This window comes from Kitasatospora sp. NPDC057500 (assembly GCF_042802195.1).
Taxonomy (GTDB): domain Bacteria; phylum Actinomycetota; class Actinomycetes; order Streptomycetales; family Streptomycetaceae; genus Kitasatospora.
Genome location: NZ_JBHVER010000045.1, coordinates 24881 through 44289, shown reverse-complemented (window position 1 = coordinate 44289; position 19409 = coordinate 24881). Strand labels below are relative to the sequence as shown.

At 75.7% G+C, this 19409-nt stretch carries 11 protein-coding genes, 1 tRNA gene, 1 rRNA gene and 1 pseudogene; 8 read left to right on the top strand and 6 right to left on the bottom strand.

The features are described from left to right. The 3 genes and pseudogenes from ACFU74_RS13045 to ACFU74_RS13035 all read right to left on the bottom strand — a co-directional run. Positions 1 to 287, bottom strand: a 16S ribosomal RNA gene (locus ACFU74_RS13045); the annotation flags it as partial. Between the two features lie 606 nt (positions 288 to 893). Then, positions 894 to 2219: pseudogene (locus tag ACFU74_RS13040) on the bottom strand (PP2C family protein-serine/threonine phosphatase); the annotation flags it as partial. 203 nt (positions 2220 to 2422) lie between these two features. Beyond that, positions 2423 to 3748: an NAD(P)/FAD-dependent oxidoreductase gene (locus tag ACFU74_RS13035; RefSeq protein ID WP_380755744.1), complete on the bottom strand. Its 1326-nt coding sequence runs from the start codon at positions 3746 to 3748 to the stop codon at positions 2423 to 2425. 596 nt (positions 3749 to 4344) lie between these two features. On the opposite strand from ACFU74_RS13035, the gene ACFU74_RS13030 reads away from it, so the two are divergent. Next, complete coding sequence (locus tag ACFU74_RS13030; RefSeq protein ID WP_380755738.1) at positions 4345 to 5358, top strand: TetR/AcrR family transcriptional regulator; 1014 nt, start codon at positions 4345 to 4347, stop codon at positions 5356 to 5358. 338 nt (positions 5359 to 5696) lie between these two features. Continuing rightward, positions 5697 to 8042 (top strand): sigma-70 family RNA polymerase sigma factor, encoded by a 2346-nt coding sequence (locus ACFU74_RS13025; protein ID WP_380755736.1) that lies wholly within the window; start codon positions 5697 to 5699, stop codon positions 8040 to 8042. Between the two features lie 36 nt (positions 8043 to 8078). Here ACFU74_RS13025 and ACFU74_RS13020 read toward each other — a convergent pair whose 3' ends face one another. The 3 genes from ACFU74_RS13020 to ACFU74_RS13010 all read right to left on the bottom strand — a co-directional run bounded on the left by ACFU74_RS13020 (position 8079) and on the right by ACFU74_RS13010 (position 12232). Then, the gene (locus ACFU74_RS13020) at positions 8079 to 8783 is read right to left on the bottom strand and encodes a DsbA family oxidoreductase (RefSeq protein ID WP_380755734.1); all 705 of its coding nucleotides are present in this window, start codon (positions 8781 to 8783) and stop codon (positions 8079 to 8081) included. Between the two features lie 104 nt (positions 8784 to 8887). Next, positions 8888 to 9409, bottom strand: a complete 522-nt coding sequence (locus ACFU74_RS13015; protein ID WP_380755732.1) for a universal stress protein — start codon at positions 9407 to 9409, stop codon at positions 8888 to 8890. Positions 9410 to 10060: 651 nt separating this feature from the next. Next, positions 10061 to 12232 (bottom strand): asparagine synthase-related protein, encoded by a 2172-nt coding sequence (locus tag ACFU74_RS13010; RefSeq protein ID WP_380755730.1) that lies wholly within the window; start codon positions 12230 to 12232, stop codon positions 10061 to 10063. 713 nt (positions 12233 to 12945) lie between these two features. Here ACFU74_RS13010 and ACFU74_RS13005 point away from each other — a divergent pair. The 6 genes from ACFU74_RS13005 (at position 12946) to ACFU74_RS12980 (ending at position 19164) form a co-directional block, all read left to right on the top strand. Next, on the top strand, positions 12946 to 14373 hold the full coding sequence (locus tag ACFU74_RS13005) for an MFS transporter (protein ID WP_380755728.1): 1428 nt from the start codon (positions 12946 to 12948) through the stop codon (positions 14371 to 14373). 122 nt (positions 14374 to 14495) lie between these two features. Beyond that, entirely contained in the window at positions 14496 to 15731 is a 1236-nt protein-coding gene (gene lhgO / locus ACFU74_RS13000) for an L-2-hydroxyglutarate oxidase (protein ID WP_380755726.1), read from the top strand. Positions 15732 to 15811: 80 nt separating this feature from the next. Beyond that, positions 15812 to 16642, top strand: a complete 831-nt coding sequence (trmB, locus tag ACFU74_RS12995; protein ID WP_380755725.1) for a tRNA (guanosine(46)-N7)-methyltransferase TrmB — start codon at positions 15812 to 15814, stop codon at positions 16640 to 16642. A gap of 126 nt (positions 16643 to 16768) precedes the next feature. After that, the gene (locus ACFU74_RS12990; protein WP_380755723.1) at positions 16769 to 18046 is read left to right on the top strand and encodes a PrsW family intramembrane metalloprotease; all 1278 of its coding nucleotides are present in this window, start codon (positions 16769 to 16771) and stop codon (positions 18044 to 18046) included. Between the two features lie 97 nt (positions 18047 to 18143). Further along, a tRNA-Met gene (locus ACFU74_RS12985) sits at positions 18144 to 18217 on the top strand. A gap of 191 nt (positions 18218 to 18408) precedes the next feature. Next, entirely contained in the window at positions 18409 to 19164 is a 756-nt protein-coding gene (locus ACFU74_RS12980) for a hypothetical protein (protein ID WP_380755722.1), read from the top strand. Positions 19165 to 19409: the final 245 nt, after the last annotated feature.

Sequence of the window (19409 nt, the reverse complement as noted above, 5' to 3'; positions counted from 1 at the left end):
GGCCGGCTACCCGTCGTCGCCTTGGTAGGCCATTACCCCACCAACAAGCTGATAGGCCGCGGGCTCATCCTGCACCGCCGGAGCTTTACACCCGAGACCATGCGGTCCCAGGTCATATCCGGTATTAGACCCCGTTTCCAGGGCTTGTCCCAGAGTGCAGGGCAGATTGCCCACGTGTTACTCACCCGTTCGCCACTGATCCACCCCGAAGGGCTTCACCGTTCGACTTGCATGTGTTAAGCACGCCGCCAGCGTTCGTCCTGAGCCAGGATCAAACTCTCCGTGAATGATTACCCGTAATCGGGTTCACACCCGCGTTGAGCGGCACGGCAACCACCGGAACAGGGTGATCCCGCGCACTGCGTCCTCGCTGTGTTATTTCAAAAGGAATCTCCAACCCCAGGAAACCTGAGGCCGGGGATGTCAACATATCTGGCGTTGACTTTTGGCACGCTGTTGAGTTCTCAAGGAACGGACGCTTCCTTCAGGCGGCTTTCACACCGGCCCTCCGGGCGCTTCGTTCTTTCGTGTTTCCAGCTTATCAGATGTTTTCCGTGCCGTTCCCGGCGCTTCCTTCATCCAACTCGCTGGCGTCTTCTGCGGCTTGACGCCCCGTCCGACGTTTCAAACTCTAGCCGATCCCCGCTCCGAAAAGCGAATCCGGCCGCAATCCCCGAAAACAGGCACACCGAATAAACCCTGAGCCGGAACACGTCGAAAAGACGACGCGCCTCGGCCCGTAACCGGGAAGAGGTGGTGTTTCAGAGGATTGGCTACCCCGGGACCGTCCGCGCAGATACGTGTCCGGTGCTCCCAGCCAGGCAGCTCGAAGAACACTAGACCTCTCGGACGGCCGAGTCAAGCGCCCGTCTCCGTTCGGGCGACTCCTCGTCGGCCGGCAGCTGGAAGACCAGGACGGCGACGTCGTCGTCGTGCTCGGAGGTGACGCCCATGGCCCTCAGCAGGCGGGCGCAGACCACGTCGGGGGCGCCGACCGCGCCGGTGAGGGTGCGGGCGAGCTGGTCGAGGCCCTGGTCGATGTCCTCGTCACGGCGTTCGACCAGGCCGTCCGTATAGAGGACGCCGGTGGTGCCTGGCAGCAGCCGCAGGGTGTGGGAGAGGTGGACGCCTCCCCCGGTGCCCAGCGGCGGGCCGTTCTGTTCCTCGCTGCGCAGGACGGTGCCGTCGGGGCAGCGCAGCAGGATCGGCAGGTGGCCGGCGGAGGCGTAGCCGAGGGTGCGGCGCCGCGGGTCCCAGACGGCGTAGGTGCAGGTGGCGATCTGGTTGGCGTCGATCTCCATGGCGAGGCCGTCGAGCAGGCTCATCACCTTGTGCGGCGGGAGGTCGAGGCGGGCGTAGGCGCGCACGGCGGTGCGGAGCTGGCCCATGACGGCGGCGGCGCGCAGGCCGCGTCCCATGACGTCGCCGATGACCAGGGCGGTGCGGCCGCCGCCGATGGCGATGACGTCGTACCAGTCGCCGCCGACGGCCGCCTCGGCTCCGCCGGGCTGGTAGGTGGCGGCGACCCGGAGGTCGGCCGGCTGGTCGAGCTTCTGCGGGAGGAGGCTGCGCTGGAGGGTGACGGCGGCCTCGCGGTGGCGGCGCTCGGACTCGCGCAGCCGGGCGGCGGCGAGGACCTGGTCGGTGACCTCGGCGGCGAAGACGAGGACTCCGGAGGTCGGGTCGTCGCTCGTTGGAGTGGAAAGGACGGGCTCGCCGCCGGGGCCGGTGCGGCCCGGGTCACGGGTGAGGGGGACGCAGGAGACGTTGTAGTAGCGGTTGCCGGTGAGGCCGAGGATGCAGCGGGCCTTGACGCTGCGGGGGCTGCCGCCGCGGATGACCTGGTCCATGAGGGGCAGGACGCCGAGGGTGCCGAGTTCGGGCAGCGCGTCGCAGGCGGGCAGGCCGGTGGGGCGTTCGCCGAAGAGTTCGCGGTAGGCGCGGTTGGCGTAGCCGAGCTGGTGCAGCGGGCCGTAGGTGACGGCGACCGGGGCCGGGATGCGGTTGAGGACCTCGCGGAGGTCCTGGGGCCGGTGGGGGTCGAGCACGCCGGTGGGGTCGAGGGCGTCGGGCGGTCCGGCGGTGCCGGTGGGGTCGCGGGGGCCGGGCACCACGACGGCGTCGCCGGACGGCGCGGCGCGGTCGGTGCCGGCCCCGGACGGCGGGGTGGCACGCCACGGGACTCCGGTGAGCCGGGCGCTCCAGCGCATGAGGTTCAAACGACGGCCGCTTCCTCGGGTTCCAGACATATCATCACTTTTTGTGCACTCGTCAGCACACGGGGTAATGACTCGGTCGGGCAGATCCTGTCAGGCGGAGGCCCGATTCCGGAAGTCGCCCGCGCCACGGGTGGCCCTCCGATCGGCCACAGGGCCGTGTCCGTACTCCGACCGGGCGGTGGCGGGCGCACCGCCGGCGCGGCTCACACGGGCCGCTCGTCGGCCGGAGCCCGACGGTCCGGCCGGCCGAGCGGGACGACCTCGCGGGAGAACAGCCCCGCCAGCACCCAGTCCACGAGGACCCGCACCCGGCGCTCGCCGCTCGGCAGTCGGCGCAGGTGCCGGGCCCGGTGCAGCCACCAGGCCCGCCGCCCGGTGAGCCGCCCGCCGCGCCTGGTGTGGGCGACCGCCCGGCCGAGGCCCAGCGAGGTGGAACAGGCCGGGGCCTCCGGCCGGTACTCGGCGATGCCGGGCGCGTGCGGTCCGCCGTCCAGCGCCACCAGCACATTGGCGGCCAGCAGGGCGGCCTGGGCGAAGGCGTGCTGGGCGTTCGGCGCGCACGGCGCCCCGTCCGCCCCCGGGTCGGGCACGGCGGCGCCGTCCCCGGCGGCCCAGGCCCCCGGCAGCGCGCGGCCGTCCGGGCCGAGCACCTGGAGGGTGGGCAGGCAGCGGACCCGGCCGGCGGTGTCCAGCGGCAGGTCGGTGTCGCGCAGCAGCGGGTTCGGGCGGATCCCGGCCGTCCAGACCAGGGTGCGGGCCGCGAACCGGCTGCCGTCGGAGAGCGCCATGACCCCGTCGGCCGCCGACTCCAGGGTGGTGCGCAGGCGGACGTCGACGCTGCGCTCGCGCAGCTGGGCGAGGGTGTGGTCGGCGAGTTCGGGCGACTCCTCGGCGAGGATCCGGTCGGTGGCCTCGACCAGGACCCAGCGCAGGTCCTCCGGGGTGATGTTGTGGTGGCCGCGGACGGCGTACCTGGCCATGTCCTCCAGTTCGGCGAGCGCGCCGACGCCCGCGTAGCCGGCCCCGACGAAGACGAAGGTGAGCGCGGCCTGGCGGAGCGCCGGGTCGCGGGTGGTGGCGGCCAGGTCGAGCTGTTCCAGGACGTGGTCGCGCAGGCCGACGGCCTCGCCGACGGTGGAGAAGCCCCGGCCGTGCTCGGCCAGGCCGGGGACGGGCGCGGTGCGGGAGACCGCGCCGGGGGCGAGCACCAGGACGTCGTAGTCGAGTTCGACGGGTGCGGGCGGCTCGCCCGGTCCCGCGGCGTCGGCCCAGGCCCGGCGGGCGGCGTGCTCGATCCGGGTGATCCTGGCGGTGAGCACCCGGCACCCGGTGAGTTCGCGGCGCAGCGGCACGACCACGTGCCGGGGGTCGATGGTGCCGGCCGCGACCTCCGCGAGCAGCGGGTGGTAGGTGAGGTAGGCCTGCGGCTCGACCACGGTGAGCCGGACCTCGCCGCGCCGCAGCCGCTCGCGCAGGCCGCGCTGGAGGTGCAGCGCCGCGGACATCCCCGCGCACCCGCCGCCGACGATCAGGATCCTGATGGCGCACCTCCTGTCGATGGGCCCCGCGCCCGCCTTCGACCGGGCATGCCCCCATCACGCCCACCAATAAAGGACCGTCGGCGCCGTCTTGTCCACCATCCGTGCCGTGACGGATGGGGCCGCCGGGACCTCGCGGGGACGGATGTGCTGCCGGGGTGAGTTTCTGACGCACTTTCGGCCTCGAACGGCGGTGAACTATGGTCGGATTGTGTGGCGGCGCGGCCACTGCCATGTCAACTGGCGGCGACGCACCGTGGAGCGGCCATTACGGCCAGTTCTAGTGTTGGCGGGAGAACCCGACTGCGGGACCGTGATCCGGGGAAGGGTAGTTCCCGGACGAGGCCCCGGACGGGCGCCGACACGCCGGTCCGATCGCACCGATCGACCCGGCGGCGCCCGCCTGATCGGGGTCCGGGTGGACTGCGCGCGGCCGCACCCGCGGTCGGGCGCCACCCGGACGGCACCACCAACGGCACAAGCGATGGGTCATCGGTCATTTCTTTCAGGCTTAGCTGCACCGGGGGGTGCAGGGGCGGGCGACGACAGGATCCGGAATCGGATGCCTGCGGGGGAGAGTTGGGATGATGGAACAGGAGCGACTGTTGGGGCGAGCGGGTGCGGCACACCCCGGCCAGGGCGTGGTCCCGGAGCAACGCGGCCCCGCCGAGGCGGCCGGGCCGCCCGGGACCGCCGGTGCGCCGGGCGTGCCCGGGACGACCGGGACGGCGTACGCCGCGGTCCCGTACCGGGGCGGCGAGATGACACAGGCCGGCGGGCCTCCACCGGGCGCGCGGCTGCGGGTCGACGCCCGCCGGAACCTGGAGAGCGTGCTGCGTGCGGCCCGCGAGGTGTTCGGCGAGTTCGGCTACGGCGCGCCGATGGAGGAGGTCGCGCGGCGGGCCGGGGTCGGCGTGGGCACGGTGTACCGGCGCTTTCCGAGCAAGGAGGTGCTGGTCCAGCGGATCGCGGCCGAGGAGGTCGCCTGGCTGACCGCCCAGGCGCGCGAGTCGCTGTACGGCGGCTCGGGGGCGTGGGAGGCGCTGGCCGGGTACCTGGCGCGCGCGGTGTCCACCGGGGCCGGGCGGCTGCTGCCGCCGGAGGCCTTCCGGTACGCCGAGGAGCTCGGGCGGGTGCCCGAGCAGCGCTCGGCGGAACCGGCCGGGTCGGCCGGCGGGTTCGGCCTCACCCGGTACGAGCCGCTGGGCGGTGAGGCGGCGGCCGTGGTCGGCGGGTTCCCGGACACCGGGGTCGCGGCGACCGAGGCCGAGGCCGCGGCGCTGGGGACCGACGCGGATCCGCGGCTGCTGCTGCAGCTGCTCGCGGCGCTGGTGGCGCGCGCGGGTGCGGCGGGTGAGCTGCGGCCCGGGGTCACCGTCGCGGACGTGGTGCTGGTGCTGACGGCGTCGGTGCCGGTGCACGCGTGGCGCGGCGGGCCGGCGGGCGCCGCTCCGTCCGGGGCCTCCGGTTCCGGTGCGGCGGGCCCGGCGTCCGGGGAAGCCGCGCCGGCGGCGGGCGAACGGCAGGCGGACGGCCAGTCCGCCGAAGGCCCGTCGGACCGGCTGCTGCAGATCCTGCTGGACGGCCTGCGGGCCCGCTGAACGTCACCCCGCCGGACGGCCACCGTCCGTCGCGGGCAAGGAGGTTGCTGAACCGGGCGGCGCGGGGAACCGGATCGCGCGCCCGGCGCGAGCGACGCCCGCCGGGGCGCCGTGCCCTGGGCGAACACATCCGCGACGGCCCCACGGAAGAGTGGGTCACGGCCGGTCCGGCTACCGCCCAACTCTGCGCTATGCCATCCTTTGCCCGTGGTTGGAGCCAATGTCCCGATGCGCGCCGTTCGCGTGCCCTCGGCGCCGTGCAGCGGGAGCTCGTGCGCCCACGCACTCCCGTGCGCCCTGCCACACTACGGGGGCTGTCGTGGAATCTGGGGTCCGTTGTGAGCGCCGAGGAACAGAACGACTACGGCTACGGCCTCGACTTCGGGCGGTCCGCCGGGACCGGACCGGACTGGGGAGCCGATTGGGGTCCTGACGGCCCGGGTACCGACGCCGCCCGGCCGGGGCAGGTGCCGGACCAGGCCGGGATGCCCAGCCGCGAGACGCTCTCCGCCTCCGCCGCCGCCTTCCCCCAGGGCCGCGTACCCGGGCAGGCCCCCGCCGGGCGCGGCGGCGTCACCCCCGAGGCCTTCGTCGGCGCCGGCGCCCCGACGCGCCCCACCGTGCCGGCGCCCGCCGACCCGGTCGACGGCGAACGTCCGCCTTCCGACGCCGAGTTGACCGCGCTGGTGCGGGCCGGCGACGACACCGCGTACGAGGAGATCTACCGCCGGCACGTCGACTCGGTGCGCCGCTACGCCCGGACGTGCTGCCGCGACAGCTTCACCGCCGAGGACCTGGCGGGCGAGGTGTTCGCGCGCACCCTTCAGGCGCTGAGGGCGGGCAAGGGTCCGGAGTTCGCCGTCCGCGCCTATCTGCTGACCGCCGTGCGGAACGTCGCCGCGGCCTGGACCCGCAGCGAGCGGCGCGAGCAACTCGTCGACGACTTCAGTGTGTTCGCGCAGACCTCGGCCGCCGTCGTCGACCTCGACCTGGCCGACCCGGGCGCCGACGCCTGGGCGATGGCGATGGCCGACCAGCGCATGGTGATGCAGGCCTACGCCGAACTCCCCGAGGACGACCGGATGGTGCTCTGGCACACCGAGGTCGAGCGGGAGTCGCCCAAGACGGTCGCCGTGATGCTCGGCAAGACCGCCAACGCGACCGCCGTCCAGGCCCACCGGGCCCGCGACCGGCTCGCCGCCGGGTTCCTCCAGGCCCACGTCTCGGGCAGCCAGGACCGGGCCTGCCAGGCGTACGCCAACCGGCTCGGCGCGTACGCGCGCGGCTCGCTGCGCAAGCGGGCCTCGGCGGAGGTCGGGGGGCACCTCAAGGAGTGCGACCGGTGCACCGCGGCGTGCCTGGAACTGTCCGAGATCAACCACGGGCTGCGTGCGCTGCTGCCCGGCGGGGTGCTGGTCTGGGTCGGCGTGGGCGGCTTCGGTGCCGCCGCGGCCGCCGTGGGCGGGGCTGCGGTGGTCGGCGGCGCAGCGGCCGGGACCGCGGCCGCCGCGGCGGGCGGTGCGGCCGGGGGTACGGCGACGGGTGGTGCTGCGACGGGCGGTGCTGCCGCGGGTACGGCCGGTGCGACGGGTACCGCGGGTGGCGCCGGGGCCGCCGGCGCGGGCGGGGGCAGCGGGGCGGGTGCCGGGGCGGGCGCGGCCGGGGAGGGCCTGGGCACCGCCGCCAAGGCCGGCATCGCCGCCGCCATCGCGGTGGCGGCCGCCGCCGTCGCCGCGTACGCGCTCACCGGTTCGCCCGAGCCGAAGCCTCCGGTGGCCGCTCCCCCGGCGTCCGCCCCGGCGTCGCCCGCGCCGCCTGCCCCCGCGCCCGAACCGGCAGCCCCGGAACCGGCGCCGCAGCAGCCGGACGCGGCGAGCGCCGAGCCCGACCCGGCGGAGCCGCCCGCCCCCGCACCGTCCGCGCCACCGGCGTCGAGCGCACCGCCCAAGCCCGCGCCGCCGGTCGTGTCCGGCGCGCCGCGGGCCACCACGGCGCCCTCGCCGACGCCCGCGCCCGCGAAGTCCTCCCCGGCACCGGCGCCGACGCCCACGCCGGCCAAGCCGCAGACCCCGGTCCTGGTGACGCCGCAGCCGAGCCTGCCGCCGCTGCCGACGGTGCCGACGCCCGAGCTGCCGGTGGTCCCGCTTCCCGAGGTGCCGGTGATCCCGACGCCCACCATTCCGCCGACCGTCCCGCCGGTGGTCGTGCCGACGCCCACGACCCCGCCGCCACCGAGCGACTTCTGGGGCGACGACCTGCCGGTGACCAAGCCCGGCAACAACCGGGTGCCCCCGCCGGAACCGGCCATCCGGCAGAAGGGGAGCGACTGGTTCTGGCAGCGCGACACCGTCTCGGTCGGCGGCACCGAGCGCCGCCACGGCATCACCGTGCACGCGCCGGCGACCACGGTGATCGACCTCAACCGCACCTGCACGTCCTTCGACGCGGTGGCCGGGATGGACGACCTGAGCGTGACCCTCGGCGCCGTGGTCTTCTCGGTCCAGGGCGGCGACGGGCGGACGCTGTGGAGCTCGCAGCCGGTGCGGGCGGGCGACCCGGCGGTGCCGGTGCACGTGCCGCTGGACGGGCAGAAGTCGATCAAGCTGGTGGTGACGCCGGCGAGCGGCTTCTGGTCGGCGCTGAACATGGCCGACTGGGCCGAGGCCCGCTTCAGGTGCGTCTGAAACGGGCCTCGGGTCCGGCTGCCGGTCGGGTGCTGCTCAGATGGCGCAGGAGCCGTCCGCGCAGGCCTCGCCGGCCGGGGCGACCTGCACCGGCGCGGGCCGGTGCTCGCCGATCTCGGTGGCGACCTGCTCCAGCACCCGGCGGAAGGTCTCGGCCTCCTGGCCGCCCTGGACGGCCCACTTGCCCTCGAAGACGAAGGTCGGCACGGCGGTGATGCCCAGCTCGCGGGCCTCGGCCAGCTGCGCGCGGACCTCGGCGGCGCCCTCGTCGCCGGCGAGGTAGGCGGTCACCCGGTCGCGGTCCAGGCCGGCGCCGACGGCGACCTCGGTGAGCGCGGTGCGGTCGCCGACGTCCACGCCGTCGGTGAAGTGCGCCTTGAGCAGGGCCTCCTTGAGGCGGCCCTGGGCCTGCGCGCCGTACTCGGTCTCGGCCAGGTGCAGCAGGCGGTGGCCGAGGAAGGTGTTGGCGTGCAGGGCGGCGTCGAAGTCGTAGCCGATGCCCTCGGCGCGGCCCAGCTCGGCGACCCGGGCGTCCATCGCGACGGACTGCGGGCCGTAGCGCTCGGCGAGCCACTCGCGGTGCGGGCTGGCCGTGGCGGGCGCGTCCGGCACCAGCTGGTACGGCCGGTAGACCACCTCGACGTTCTCCTTGCCCGCGAAGCCGTCGAGCGCCTGCTCGAAGCGGCGCTTGCCGATGTAGCACCAGGGGCAGGCGATGTCGGAGTAGATCTCGACCTTCATGACGGGGGCTCCAGGGAGGTGGGGATGAGCGTGTGGTCCGAGATCGGTGAACGGTGAACCATCTCGGGACATTCCCGGCGCCCCCCTGGGCGTGCCGCCCGGGCTCAGGTCGCGGGCGGGGCGGGGACGACCAGGACGGGGCAGGCCGCGTGGTGGACGACGGCGCTGCTGACCGAGCCCAGGAGGAGGCGGGTGAAGCCGCCGTTGCCCCGGGTGCCGAGCACCAGGGTGTGCTGCCGGGCCGAGGCGGCCAGCAGGACCTCGATCACATTGCCCAGCACCACGTGCAGCGACATCTCGGCCGTGCAGGGGTGCGGGCGGGCCTGCTGGACGGTGGCCACCGAGCGGCGCAGGCCGTCGGCCATCGACTCGACCAGGGTCTCCACGCTCTCCTGGACCAGCTCGGCCATCCCCGGCGGGTAGCCGGCGGGCGCCGGGTTGACGACGGCGAGCACGTACAGGGGCAGGCCGTGCAACTCGGCCTCGGTCATCGCCCGTTCCAGCGCCCAGAGCGAGCCGTCGGACCCGTCGCACGCCGCGAGCACCCCCGGCGGCCGCCCCGTCGGCGGCCGCCCGAGCACCGAGAGCACGACGGGAACGGACTGGTCCGGACTGGCACTGGTCACCACGACCTCCGTGGGTGCGGGGGAAAGCAGGAGCAACGGGAGTAACGGGAACGGCGGGGGTAACGGGAACGGCGGGGGTTGACGGGGCAGGGGGGACGGGATGCCTCGCCATGATCGCCGCCCGACCCCCGCCCAGCCCCCGAGCCGCGCCGAACACACCCCCGAGCCCGCCGCCGCGAACCCGCCGCGCAGGAAGTCGGCTCCGCCGACTTTCCACTCCGCTTCCACTCCGCGCGCTCCGGGGGGCGGGTGAGTGAATCAGTAGACCGGTCTGCAGATTCATGGGCGCAGGAAGAGATTCACGGGCGCAGGAAGTCGGCCTGGCCGACTTTCCACTCCGGCGATTCGCGCGGAGGAGCCGGCTCGGGTGAAATCAGTAGACCGGTCTGCATATTTGGAGGCGAGGGGCTGGCGGGGCGGGCCGCCGCGGCGCGGCCGGGCGGCGGCCGGGACGGCTCCAGCGGCGGGTCCAACGGCGGGTCCGGCGGCGGGTCCGGCGGCCGGCGGGGAAAGGCCCGGGAGCGCAGGAAGTCGGACGGGCCGACTTTCCACTCCTGGCGCGCCGGGGATGGAAACCAGAATCAGTAGACCGGTCTGCATATTCACTGGCGCAGGAAGTCGGGCCGGCCGACTTTTCGCTCCGGGGGTGGGTCAGGGGAAGCGGGTGGGGGTGAGGGCGGGGTGGGTGGGGTGGGGGAGGCCGGTCCAGCAGGCGCCGTGGCGGCGGGCCCGGATGCGGCGGAGCCAGAGTTCGGTGGCGACCAGGTCGGCGAGGCCGGCGAGGGTGGCGGGCGGGAGGGGGGCGGACTGGTCGGCGGCGCGGGTGAGGGCGGTGCGGACGGCGGGGAGGTCGATCAGGCCGGCCTCCGCGAGCAGGGGGGCGTCGAAGAGTTCGGCCAGGCCGTCGGCGGCGAGCCGCAGACCCGCGCGGGCGGGGGCCGTGCGGTCGGGGCGGGGCGTGCGGCCCCAGTCGGACGGCAGGTCGGTGCGCCCGGTGCCGGCCAGGACGGACCGCAGCAGCGCGTGCCGGGCCCCGGGCTGGAGGCGGACGTCGTCCGGGAGCAGCCGGGCGGCGCGCACCACCTGGTTGTCGAGGAAGGGCGCGTGCAGGCGCTGCCCGGGCTGTTCGGTGGCGTGCACCAGCGTGCGGAACCCGCGCGCGTGCCGGTGGAGGGCGTGCCGGGCCCGGTACGCGCCCGGATGTTCGCCGGGCGCCGGTTCGCGCGCCGCCAGGCGGAGCCGCAGCGCGACGGCGGAGAGCGCCTCGTCGGACAGCCAGCGGGCGGCCGGCCCCGGGACCACCCAGGCGAGGTCGTCCACCGAGCGGGTACCCGCCGTGCCGCCGCCGTCGGAGGTGCGGCGCAGGGTCAGCCGCACGGCCGTGTCGTCGAGCGCGTCCGCCCAGCGGGCGCGGGCGAGGCGGTGGGCGGCGCGCAGCACGGTGAGCGGGGTCCGCAGCGCGCCCGCCAGGACGCCGGCGGTCGCCCGGTCGGCACCGGCCAGCGCGGCCACCGGGGAGAGGAGTTCGCGTGACCGCCCCGCCCGGACCAGGTCGGCCAGCCGGGCCGGGTGCCCGTCCAGGACGTGCCGGGCGCCGTAGCCGGTGAGGTGGTCGGTGCCGCCCGCCTCGAACCGGGCGCCGGCCCAGGCCGCGGTGACCAGTTCCGGCCCGGGCTCGTCGGTGAGCCGGCCGGCCGTCGGGTCGGTGCGCAGGTCCGCGTACGGGAGGGTGTCCGGGCCGACGGCGAGCACGGTGTGGCGCAGCCGGGGGACGTCCGGTGCCGGGGCGGGCGGCGCCGTCCCGCCCGAGGTGACGGCGGCGACCGGTTCGGGGGCGGTCCGCGGCCGGCCGGCGGCGCGGGCCCAGGAGCCCTTCACCGCCCCGGTGCGCGCCCCCCTGGGCCCGGACCCGGCCGGACCGGACCCGGCGGGCCAGGACCCGGCGGGCGGCCCGCCGGCGGGCGGCGGACCGGGCTGACGCGGTACGGCGGCGGCGAGCAGGGCGACCGTGGCGGACGCCGTCCCGTACGAGAGGTCGACGCCGAGCCTGGCCCGGCCCGGCGGCGCCGCCGGGCTGGTGCGGACCCGGAAGCGGACCGACTCCAGCAGGGCCCGGGTGAGCTCCCCGACGGCCGCCGCCTCGCCGCGCCCGCGCGCCCCGCCGGCGCCCGGCTCGTCGTACCCGGAGAGGTACGGCCGCCCGTCCCGCAGCCCCAGCGCGTGCCCGGGCGGCACCCGCCGCACGCCGAGGTAGGGCGTGCCGGTGCCGAGCGCCTCCGGGGCCTCGGGGCAGGCGAGCCGGGCGGCGAGGTGGCCGGTGTCCAGCGGCGCGCCGACCAGGTCGGCGAGCGGCAGCGCCGCGGTGGCGTACGCGGTGCCGCCGCCCCAGGGGGTGTGGAAGACGGGCTGGGCGCCGGCCAGGTCGGTGAGCAGCACGGTCGACCGGACTCCGCTGCGCAGCACCACGGTGTAGCCGCCGGGCCAGGCGGTGAGGTGGCGGACGGCGCCGCCGCGGGCGGCGGCCAGGCCGGCGGCGAGTTCGGCGTCGGTGGCGCCGCAGGGGCCGAGGACGGCGAGGCGCAGGACGGCCGGTCCGGCCTCGACCGGGTCCGGGGCGGTGGGCCCGGTGGTGACGGTGGCGGGGGCGCCGGGCCGCAGGGTGACCAGGCGGATCTCCTCGGGCCGCCAGTCGCCGACCGCCCAGAGCGGGTCGGGGCCGCTCCACAGCGGGCGCGCGGCGATCGGGGCGACCGCGCCGGGCGGCTCGTGCGCCGGTGCGCCCGGTCGGGGCGCGCCCGTGCACCAGCCCGTCAGCCACCGCATCGCGCCTCCACCGCACGAGGACCAGCACCGTGCGGCGCGCCCTTCAGCGGGCGGTCCCCCCGGCCGATCCCTGGCGCACCGTCAGAAGACATGGTGCCACCGGTCGTACGCCCGGCGACCGGAGTTGTCGTTTCCGGTACGCGCCGGGGAGGGCGCGTACCGGGCGGCGACGCACAGTGTCGAACATCCGGGCGATCCCCCGGACGGGCGTCCCCGTCAGGGCGGGCCGGGCCTCCCCCTCCTCGGCCCGGACCGCCCTCCACGGCGCCCTGTCATGGCCATCGCGAAATGGCCGAAAGGCGTCGCTCTGCCCGGGAGGGCATCCGCATGCCCTCCCGGACGTCGCCACCGCCCGCGGGGATGTAGGCGGCGGCGTCCCCCGGCCCGCCGGGTCCTCGACGGCGGGCCGACCCACGACCACCAGCGAATCGCCGACCAGCCGGTCGGGCCAGGGGGCACGGCCGGGCGCACATCGACACGGGACCGGAGCACGGCGCTCCGGCGCTCCGCCCGGACGCCCCGGGACGGCCGGATCCGGGCGGTCGCGGCCGATCCCCCGGAGCCCCCGCCGCCCGGGGCCGGGCGCACGATCCCGCCATCCGGAATGCGGCCTCTTAACCGTCGGAACGCGTCCGACTACTCTAGGTACAGCAGCTACGGCCCGGTGCCGCCCGGGCCCCGCGCACAAGGCCGCAGGAGGTGCCGCCGCCACCATGACCGTCAGCCCACGAGGACCGAACGAACGGCTCGGCACGCTCCTGACCCTCGCCCAGATCAGCAACGCGGGGCTGGCCCGCCGCGTCAACGACCTCGGCGCGCAGCGCGGGTTGACGCTCCGCTACGACAAGACCTCGGTGGCCCGCTGGGTGAGCAAGGGCATGGTGCCGCAGGGCCCCGTCCCGCACCTGATCGCCACCGCGATCGGCGGCAAGCTCGGCCGGCCGGTGCCGCTGGAGGAGATCGGCCTCGGCGACACCGACCCGGCGCCCGAACTCGGCCTCGCCTTCCCGCGCGAGGTCCCCGACGCCGTCCGCTCCGCCACCGACCTCTGGCGGGTCGACCTCGACCTGCGGCGCGGCCCCGGCGGCGGGCGCTGGAGCGACAGCCTGGCCGGCACCTTCTCGGTCGCCGCGTACGCGACCCCGGTCTCCCGCTGGCTGATCACCCCCGCCGACGGCTCGGTGGCCCGCGAGGTGCCGCGCTCCCCCGCCGAGGCCGGTTCCTTCCGGGTCGGCCACTCGGACGCCGCCAAGCTCCGCGAGGCCGCCCAGGAGGCCCGCCGCTGGGACTCCAAGTACGGTGGCGGGGACTGGCGTTCGTCGATGGTGCCGGAGTGCCTGCGGGTCGAGGCGGCGCCGCTGCTGCTCGCCTCGTACAGCGACGCGGTGGGCCGGGCGCTGTTCGGCGCAACGGCCGAACTCACCCGGCTGGCCGGGTGGATGGCCTTCGACACCGGCCAGCACGAGGCCGCCCAGCGGTACTACATCCAGGCCCTGCGGCTCGCCCGGGCCGCCGCGGACGTCCCGCTCGGCGGCTACGTCCTGGCCTCGATGAGCCTCCAGGCCGGCTACCGGGGCTTCGCCGAGGAGGCCGTGGACCTCGCCCAGGCCGCCCTGGAGCGCAACCGGGGCCTGGCCACCGCCCGGACGATGAGCTTCTTCCACCTGGTCGAGGCGCGGGCCCAGGCCAAGGCCCGCAACGCGGCGGCGTGCGCGACGGCGCTCGGTGCCGCGGAGAGCGCCCTCGAACGGGCGCGCGCCGGGGATCCCGATCCGGCGTGGATCGACTTCTACGCCTACGACCGGCTCGCCGCCGACGCCGCCGAGTGCTTCCGCGACCTCGGTGTGCCCTCCAAGGTCCGCCAGTTCACCCGCGAGGCGCTGGCGCGGCCCACCGAGGGGTTCGTCCGCTCGCACGGCCTGCGGCTGGTGGTCTCCGCGATGGCCGAGGCCGAGGCCGGCAACCTGGACGCGGCGGTCGCGGCCGGCGAGCGCGCCGTCGACGTGGCCGGGCGGATCTCCTCGCAGCGCAGCCGCGAGTACGTGGTGGAGATGCTGCGCCGGCTGGAGCCGTTCCAGGGCGAGCGCCGGGTCCGCGAACTGACCGAACGGGCCCGCGCGGTGATCGTCGCACCCGCCTGACCCGGTCGGCGCCGGCCCGTCGGCGCCGGCCGCGAGGCCGACCCCCTCGACCGGCCCCCGCCGACGTGGCAGCATCGCGGACGGACGGGGGCGGTCGGACGAGGCGAGGCGAGGAGCGGGCCGTGCGGTACGACGTCGACGTGCTGGTGGTGGGGGGCGGGATCGTCGGGCTCGCCACGGCGTACGCGCTGACCGGGGCCCGGCCCGGGCTGCGGCTCACCGTGCTGGAGAAGGAGCCCGTCCTGGCCTCCCACCAGACCGGGCGCAACAGCGGGGTGATCCACAGCGGCGTCTACTACCGGCCCGGTTCGCTCAAGGCCCGGTACGCGGTGGCCGGCGCCGCCGAGATGGTGGAGTTCTGCCGCGCCCACGCCGTCCCGTACGAGGTCACCGGGAAGCTGATCGTCGCCACCGGGCCCGCCGAACTGGACCGGCTGCGCACCCTGGCCGAACGCGGCCGGGCCAACGGCATCCCGGTCACCGAACTGGACCGCCGGGGCATCGCCGGGTACGAGCCGCAGGTCACCGGGATCGCCGGGCTGCACATCGGGACCACCGGCATCTGCGACTTCCCCGCCGTGGCCGCCGCCTACGCCCGGCTGGCCCGCGAGGCCGGGGCGGAGATCCGCACCGGGGCCGAACTGCGCGCGGTCGCCCGGCGGGCCGACGGCGTCACCGTGCAGACCTCGGCGGGCGAGCTGCGCTGCCGGGTGCTGGTGAACTGCGCGGGCCTGCACAGCGACCGGATCGCCCGGCTGGCCGGCGACGACCCCGGCGTGCGGATCGTGCCGTTCCGCGGCGAGTACTACGAACTCGTCAAGGAGCGGCGGGAGTTGGTCCGGGGCCTGGTCTACCCGGTCCCCGACCCGGCGTTCCCGTTCCTGGGCGTCCACCTGACCCGGGGCGTGCACGGGGACGTGCACGTCGGCCCGAACGCCGTCCCGGCGCTGGCCCGCGAGGGCTACGACTGGCGCACCGTGCGGCCGCGCGACCTCGCCGGCACCGCCGCCTTCCCCGGCACCTGGCGGATCGCCCGCCGGCACTGGCGGTACGAGGTGGGCGAGCTGCACCGCTCGCTCTCCAAGCGGGCGTTCACCGCCGCCGTCCAGCGGCTGCTGCCCGCCGTCACCCCGGCCGACCTGGTCCGCGCCGGGGCGGGCGTGCGGGCCCAGGCGGTGGCCCGGGACGGCTCGCTGCTGGACGACTTCGCCTTCGCCGGCTTCGGCCCGGACGACCCGCGCTCCACCCGCCGCCTGGTGCACGTGCTGAACGCGCCCTCCCCGGCGGCGACGGCCTCCCTGCCGATCGGCCGGGAGGTGGCCCGCCGGGCGCTGGCCGCGCTGGCGGCGGGCGGCTGAGGACGGCCGCCGCCCGGGGACGTGGGGACCGTCACAGGGCCCGCGGTCCGCGCCGGACGGCCCCGTAGACTCGGGTGATTGTGACTGCCTCCGCCCCGATCCCCCAGCCATCGCCCTCCGCCCGGCTCTCCGCGGCGCCCGCCGCGTACCCCGCGCCGATGTACCCGCACAAGGCCACCGAGGCCCAGCACAGCGAGCGGCGCATCCGCAGCTTCCAGCCGCGCCGGGGCCGGATGACCAACGCCCAGGCGGGCGCGCTGGACCGGGGCTGGGAGAAGTACGGCATAGCCATCGACGGCACCCCGCTCAACCTGCCCGCGCTGTTCGACGGCCTGCCGGTCACCCTGGAGATCGGCTTCGGCATGGGCGAGACCACCGCCGCGATGGCCGCCGCCGACCCCTCGACGGGCATCCTGGCCGCCGACGTCCACACCCCCGGCCACGGCAACCTGCTCGGCCTGCTGGAGCGCGACGGCAGCACCAACGTCCGCCCGGCCGCCGGCGACGCCGTGATCCTGCTGCGCGACATGCTCCAGGACGCCTCGCTGGCCGGCCTGCGGGTCTACTTCGCCGACCCGTGGCCCAAGCCCAAGCACCACAAGCGCCGACTGGTCCAGGCGACCTTCCTGGACCTGGTCCTCCCCCGGCTGGCGCCCGGCGCGCTGGTGCACTGCGCCACCGACTGGGAGCCGTACGCCGAGCAGATGCTCGCCGTGCTGTCCGCCTCCCCGGAGCTGGAGAACCTGCACCCCGAGGGCGACGGCACCGGCTGGCTGGAGCCGGCGGACCACCCGGACGGCTCCGTCCCCGGCTACGCGCCGCGGCCCGACTGGCGCCCGGTCACCAAGTTCGAACGGGCCGGCATCGCCAAGGGCCACGTGGTGCACGACCTGCTGTTCCGCCGCCGCTGAACCCCCGCCGGGTGTTCGACCCGGGAGGCCGCGCGGGCCCCGGCGTCCGCCGGCCGGCCGGGCCGGAGCGGGGAGTCCGCGCCGGGTCCCCCCGGCCGCCGGGCGGTGTGGCCTAACCTGTGGCGCGTGAGCGCCCCGTCCGGCGGTGGGTACCACATCACCGTGCGGGCCGCCGACGACCGAGAGATGCCCACGCCCACCGCCGGCACCCGGACCATCCCGGGGCCGCGGAGGCGCCGGGCGCAGCGGCTCGTGCCCGCCCCCGAGGCGACCGCCACGACCGCCACCACCGCCTCACCCTCCTCCCCCGCCGCCGCTGCCCCGCGCTCGCTCCGGTCGGTGGCTTTCTCCGCCGTGACCGCGTCCGTCGTGCTGACCCTGGCCGGCTGCGGCGTGCTGATCCTCCACCTGGTCCGCCGCCAGACCGGCACCGCCGGACTGCTGGTCGGCCTCGGACTGGCGACGGTCCCGCTGCCCTTCGTGCTCGGCGGGCTCGCCTGGCTCAACCAGACCGCCCGGGTGCCGCTGCGGCACACCGTCTTCTGCCTCGGCTGGGGCGCCTGCGCCGCCACCACCGTGGCGATCCTCGCCAACGGCTGGACCAGCAGCTACCTGACCGCCCATCAGGGCAGCCTGGGCGAGGCGCTGGGCGCCGATCTGGTCACCCCGGTGATCGAGGAGGGCGCGAAGGGCGCCGCGCTGCTCGTCCTGCTGCTGCCGCTCGGCCGGCGGTCGCGCTGCGCGGCCCGGCGCCCCGGCCGCCCCGGCGCCCGGCGCCCGCGCGGCTACGAGCGCCGGCCCGCCCTGCCGCACGCCCGCGTCCGGCTGCGACTGCGCCCCTACCTGCGCCCGCTGCCCCACCCGCGCCCCGCCCCGCTCCCCGGCCACCCGCGGGCCCGCTCCCGGCCGCGCGCCCTGGCCTCCGGAGTGGTGCTCGGCGGGGTCACCGCCTGCGGCTTCGCCTTCACCGAGAACGCGCTCTACCTGGGGCGGGCGTTCACCGACGACCAGCAGCAGCGGCTGGACAGCATCGGCCTCGGCGAGCCGCCGAGCCTGCGGGACTTCGACAGCACCGTGCAGACCTTCGTGCTGCGCGGCCTGCTCTCGCCGTTCGCCCACCCGCTGTTCACCGCGCTGACCGGGCTGGGCCTGGCGCTCACCCTCAGCACCGGGCGCCGCTGGCTGGCCCGGCTGGCGGCGCCGGCCGGGCTGGTCCTGGCGATGGCCCTGCACGGCACCTGGAACGCCGCGGCCGACCTCGGCACGCGCGGCTTCCTGCTGGTGTACGCGGTGCTGATGGTGCCGTGCTTCGCGGCGCTGGTCTGCGTCGCCGCCTGGGCCAGGGCGCGGGCCGGACGGCACCCCGCGCGGGGGCCGGCGAGGCGGCCGACGAGGGGGCGGTGAGGCGGGCGGGCCGGGTGGGGTGCCGGGCGGTGCGCAGGGGCGGACGTGGAACCGATTTCCCATTCGGGCGGCTTCCCCGTATGGTTGTGTTCACCGACGCGGGGTGGAGCAGCTCGGTAGCTCGCTGGGCTCATAACCCAGAGGTCGCAGGTTCAAATCCTGTCCCCGCTACTCAGTAGCCGAAGGCCCGGAGGATTCGTCCTCCGGGCCTTCGTCATGTCCGGGCGGCGGGTGCAGCACGGTCCTGGCACGAAGCTGTAACAGCGCGGCGCGTCAAGATCGGATAAATAATCCTTCGATCATACTGAGCGGGTAAGTCACCCGTTCGGACGCGCTCTGTCGCGCCGGGTTAGGAAGCACTCATGCTGTCGAAGCGCCTTGCCAGTACCGCCGCGATCTGTCTGCTGCTCGCGGCCGGCGCCACCGCCTGCGGTGACGACAAGCCCTCCGCGACGAAGCTGGACACCGCCAAGCTCAGCGCCGAAGAGATCCAGAAGAAGGCCAAGGACGCCCTGGCCGGCGCCGGCTCGGTCAAGGTCGCGGGCTCCGTCGGCAACGGCGCCGAGAAGATGACCATCGACCTCGCGCTGGACACCAAGGGTCAGTGCAAGGGCGGCATCACCATGCCGGGGATGGGCAAGTTCGAGCTGCTGGGCGACGGCAAGCAGGTCTTCCTGAAGCCCGACGCCGAGTTCATCACCAACGTCGCCGGCGGCGGCGCTGAGGGCGCCAAGGCCGCCGAGCTCCTCAAGGGCCGCTACATCGCGGGCGTCCAGGACGACCCGGAGATGAAGGAGCTCACCACCGCCTGCAACCTCAAGGAGCTCACCAAGAGCTTCCTGGACGACGGCAAGTCCACCGACCTCACCAAGGGCTCGGCCGGCACCGTCAACGGCGCGAAGACCTTCAGCGTGAAGTCGAAGAACAGCAGCGGCGACGAGGTCGTCCTGCACGTCGCCACCGAGGGCACCCCGTACCCGCTGCGGGTCGAGAAGACCGGCGACGACGGCGGCCAGATGGACTTCACCGAGATCGACAAGCCGCTGACCGTCCAGGCCCCGCCCGCCGACCAGGTCATCGACTACTCGAAGTTCAAGTCCGAGGCCACGCCCGCCTGATCACGTGGCGAGGGGCCCGGGAACGGGCCTGAAAAATGCGTTGCCCTCCGCCCGGCGGGCTGCCTATGGTGGCGGCACACTGAAAGGAGGTGATCCTGAATTGAGTTCCATCAGGATGCGTGAGGTGGCTGCTCGCTAGAGCCGCCCCTGCCTGCGCAGGGTGGGGCCCCAGGCCTCCGGCAGGCGAAATTCCAAGCAGTCACCCGGCCCGCGGGCTCACCGGTACATCCCCGGTGCCTCGGCGC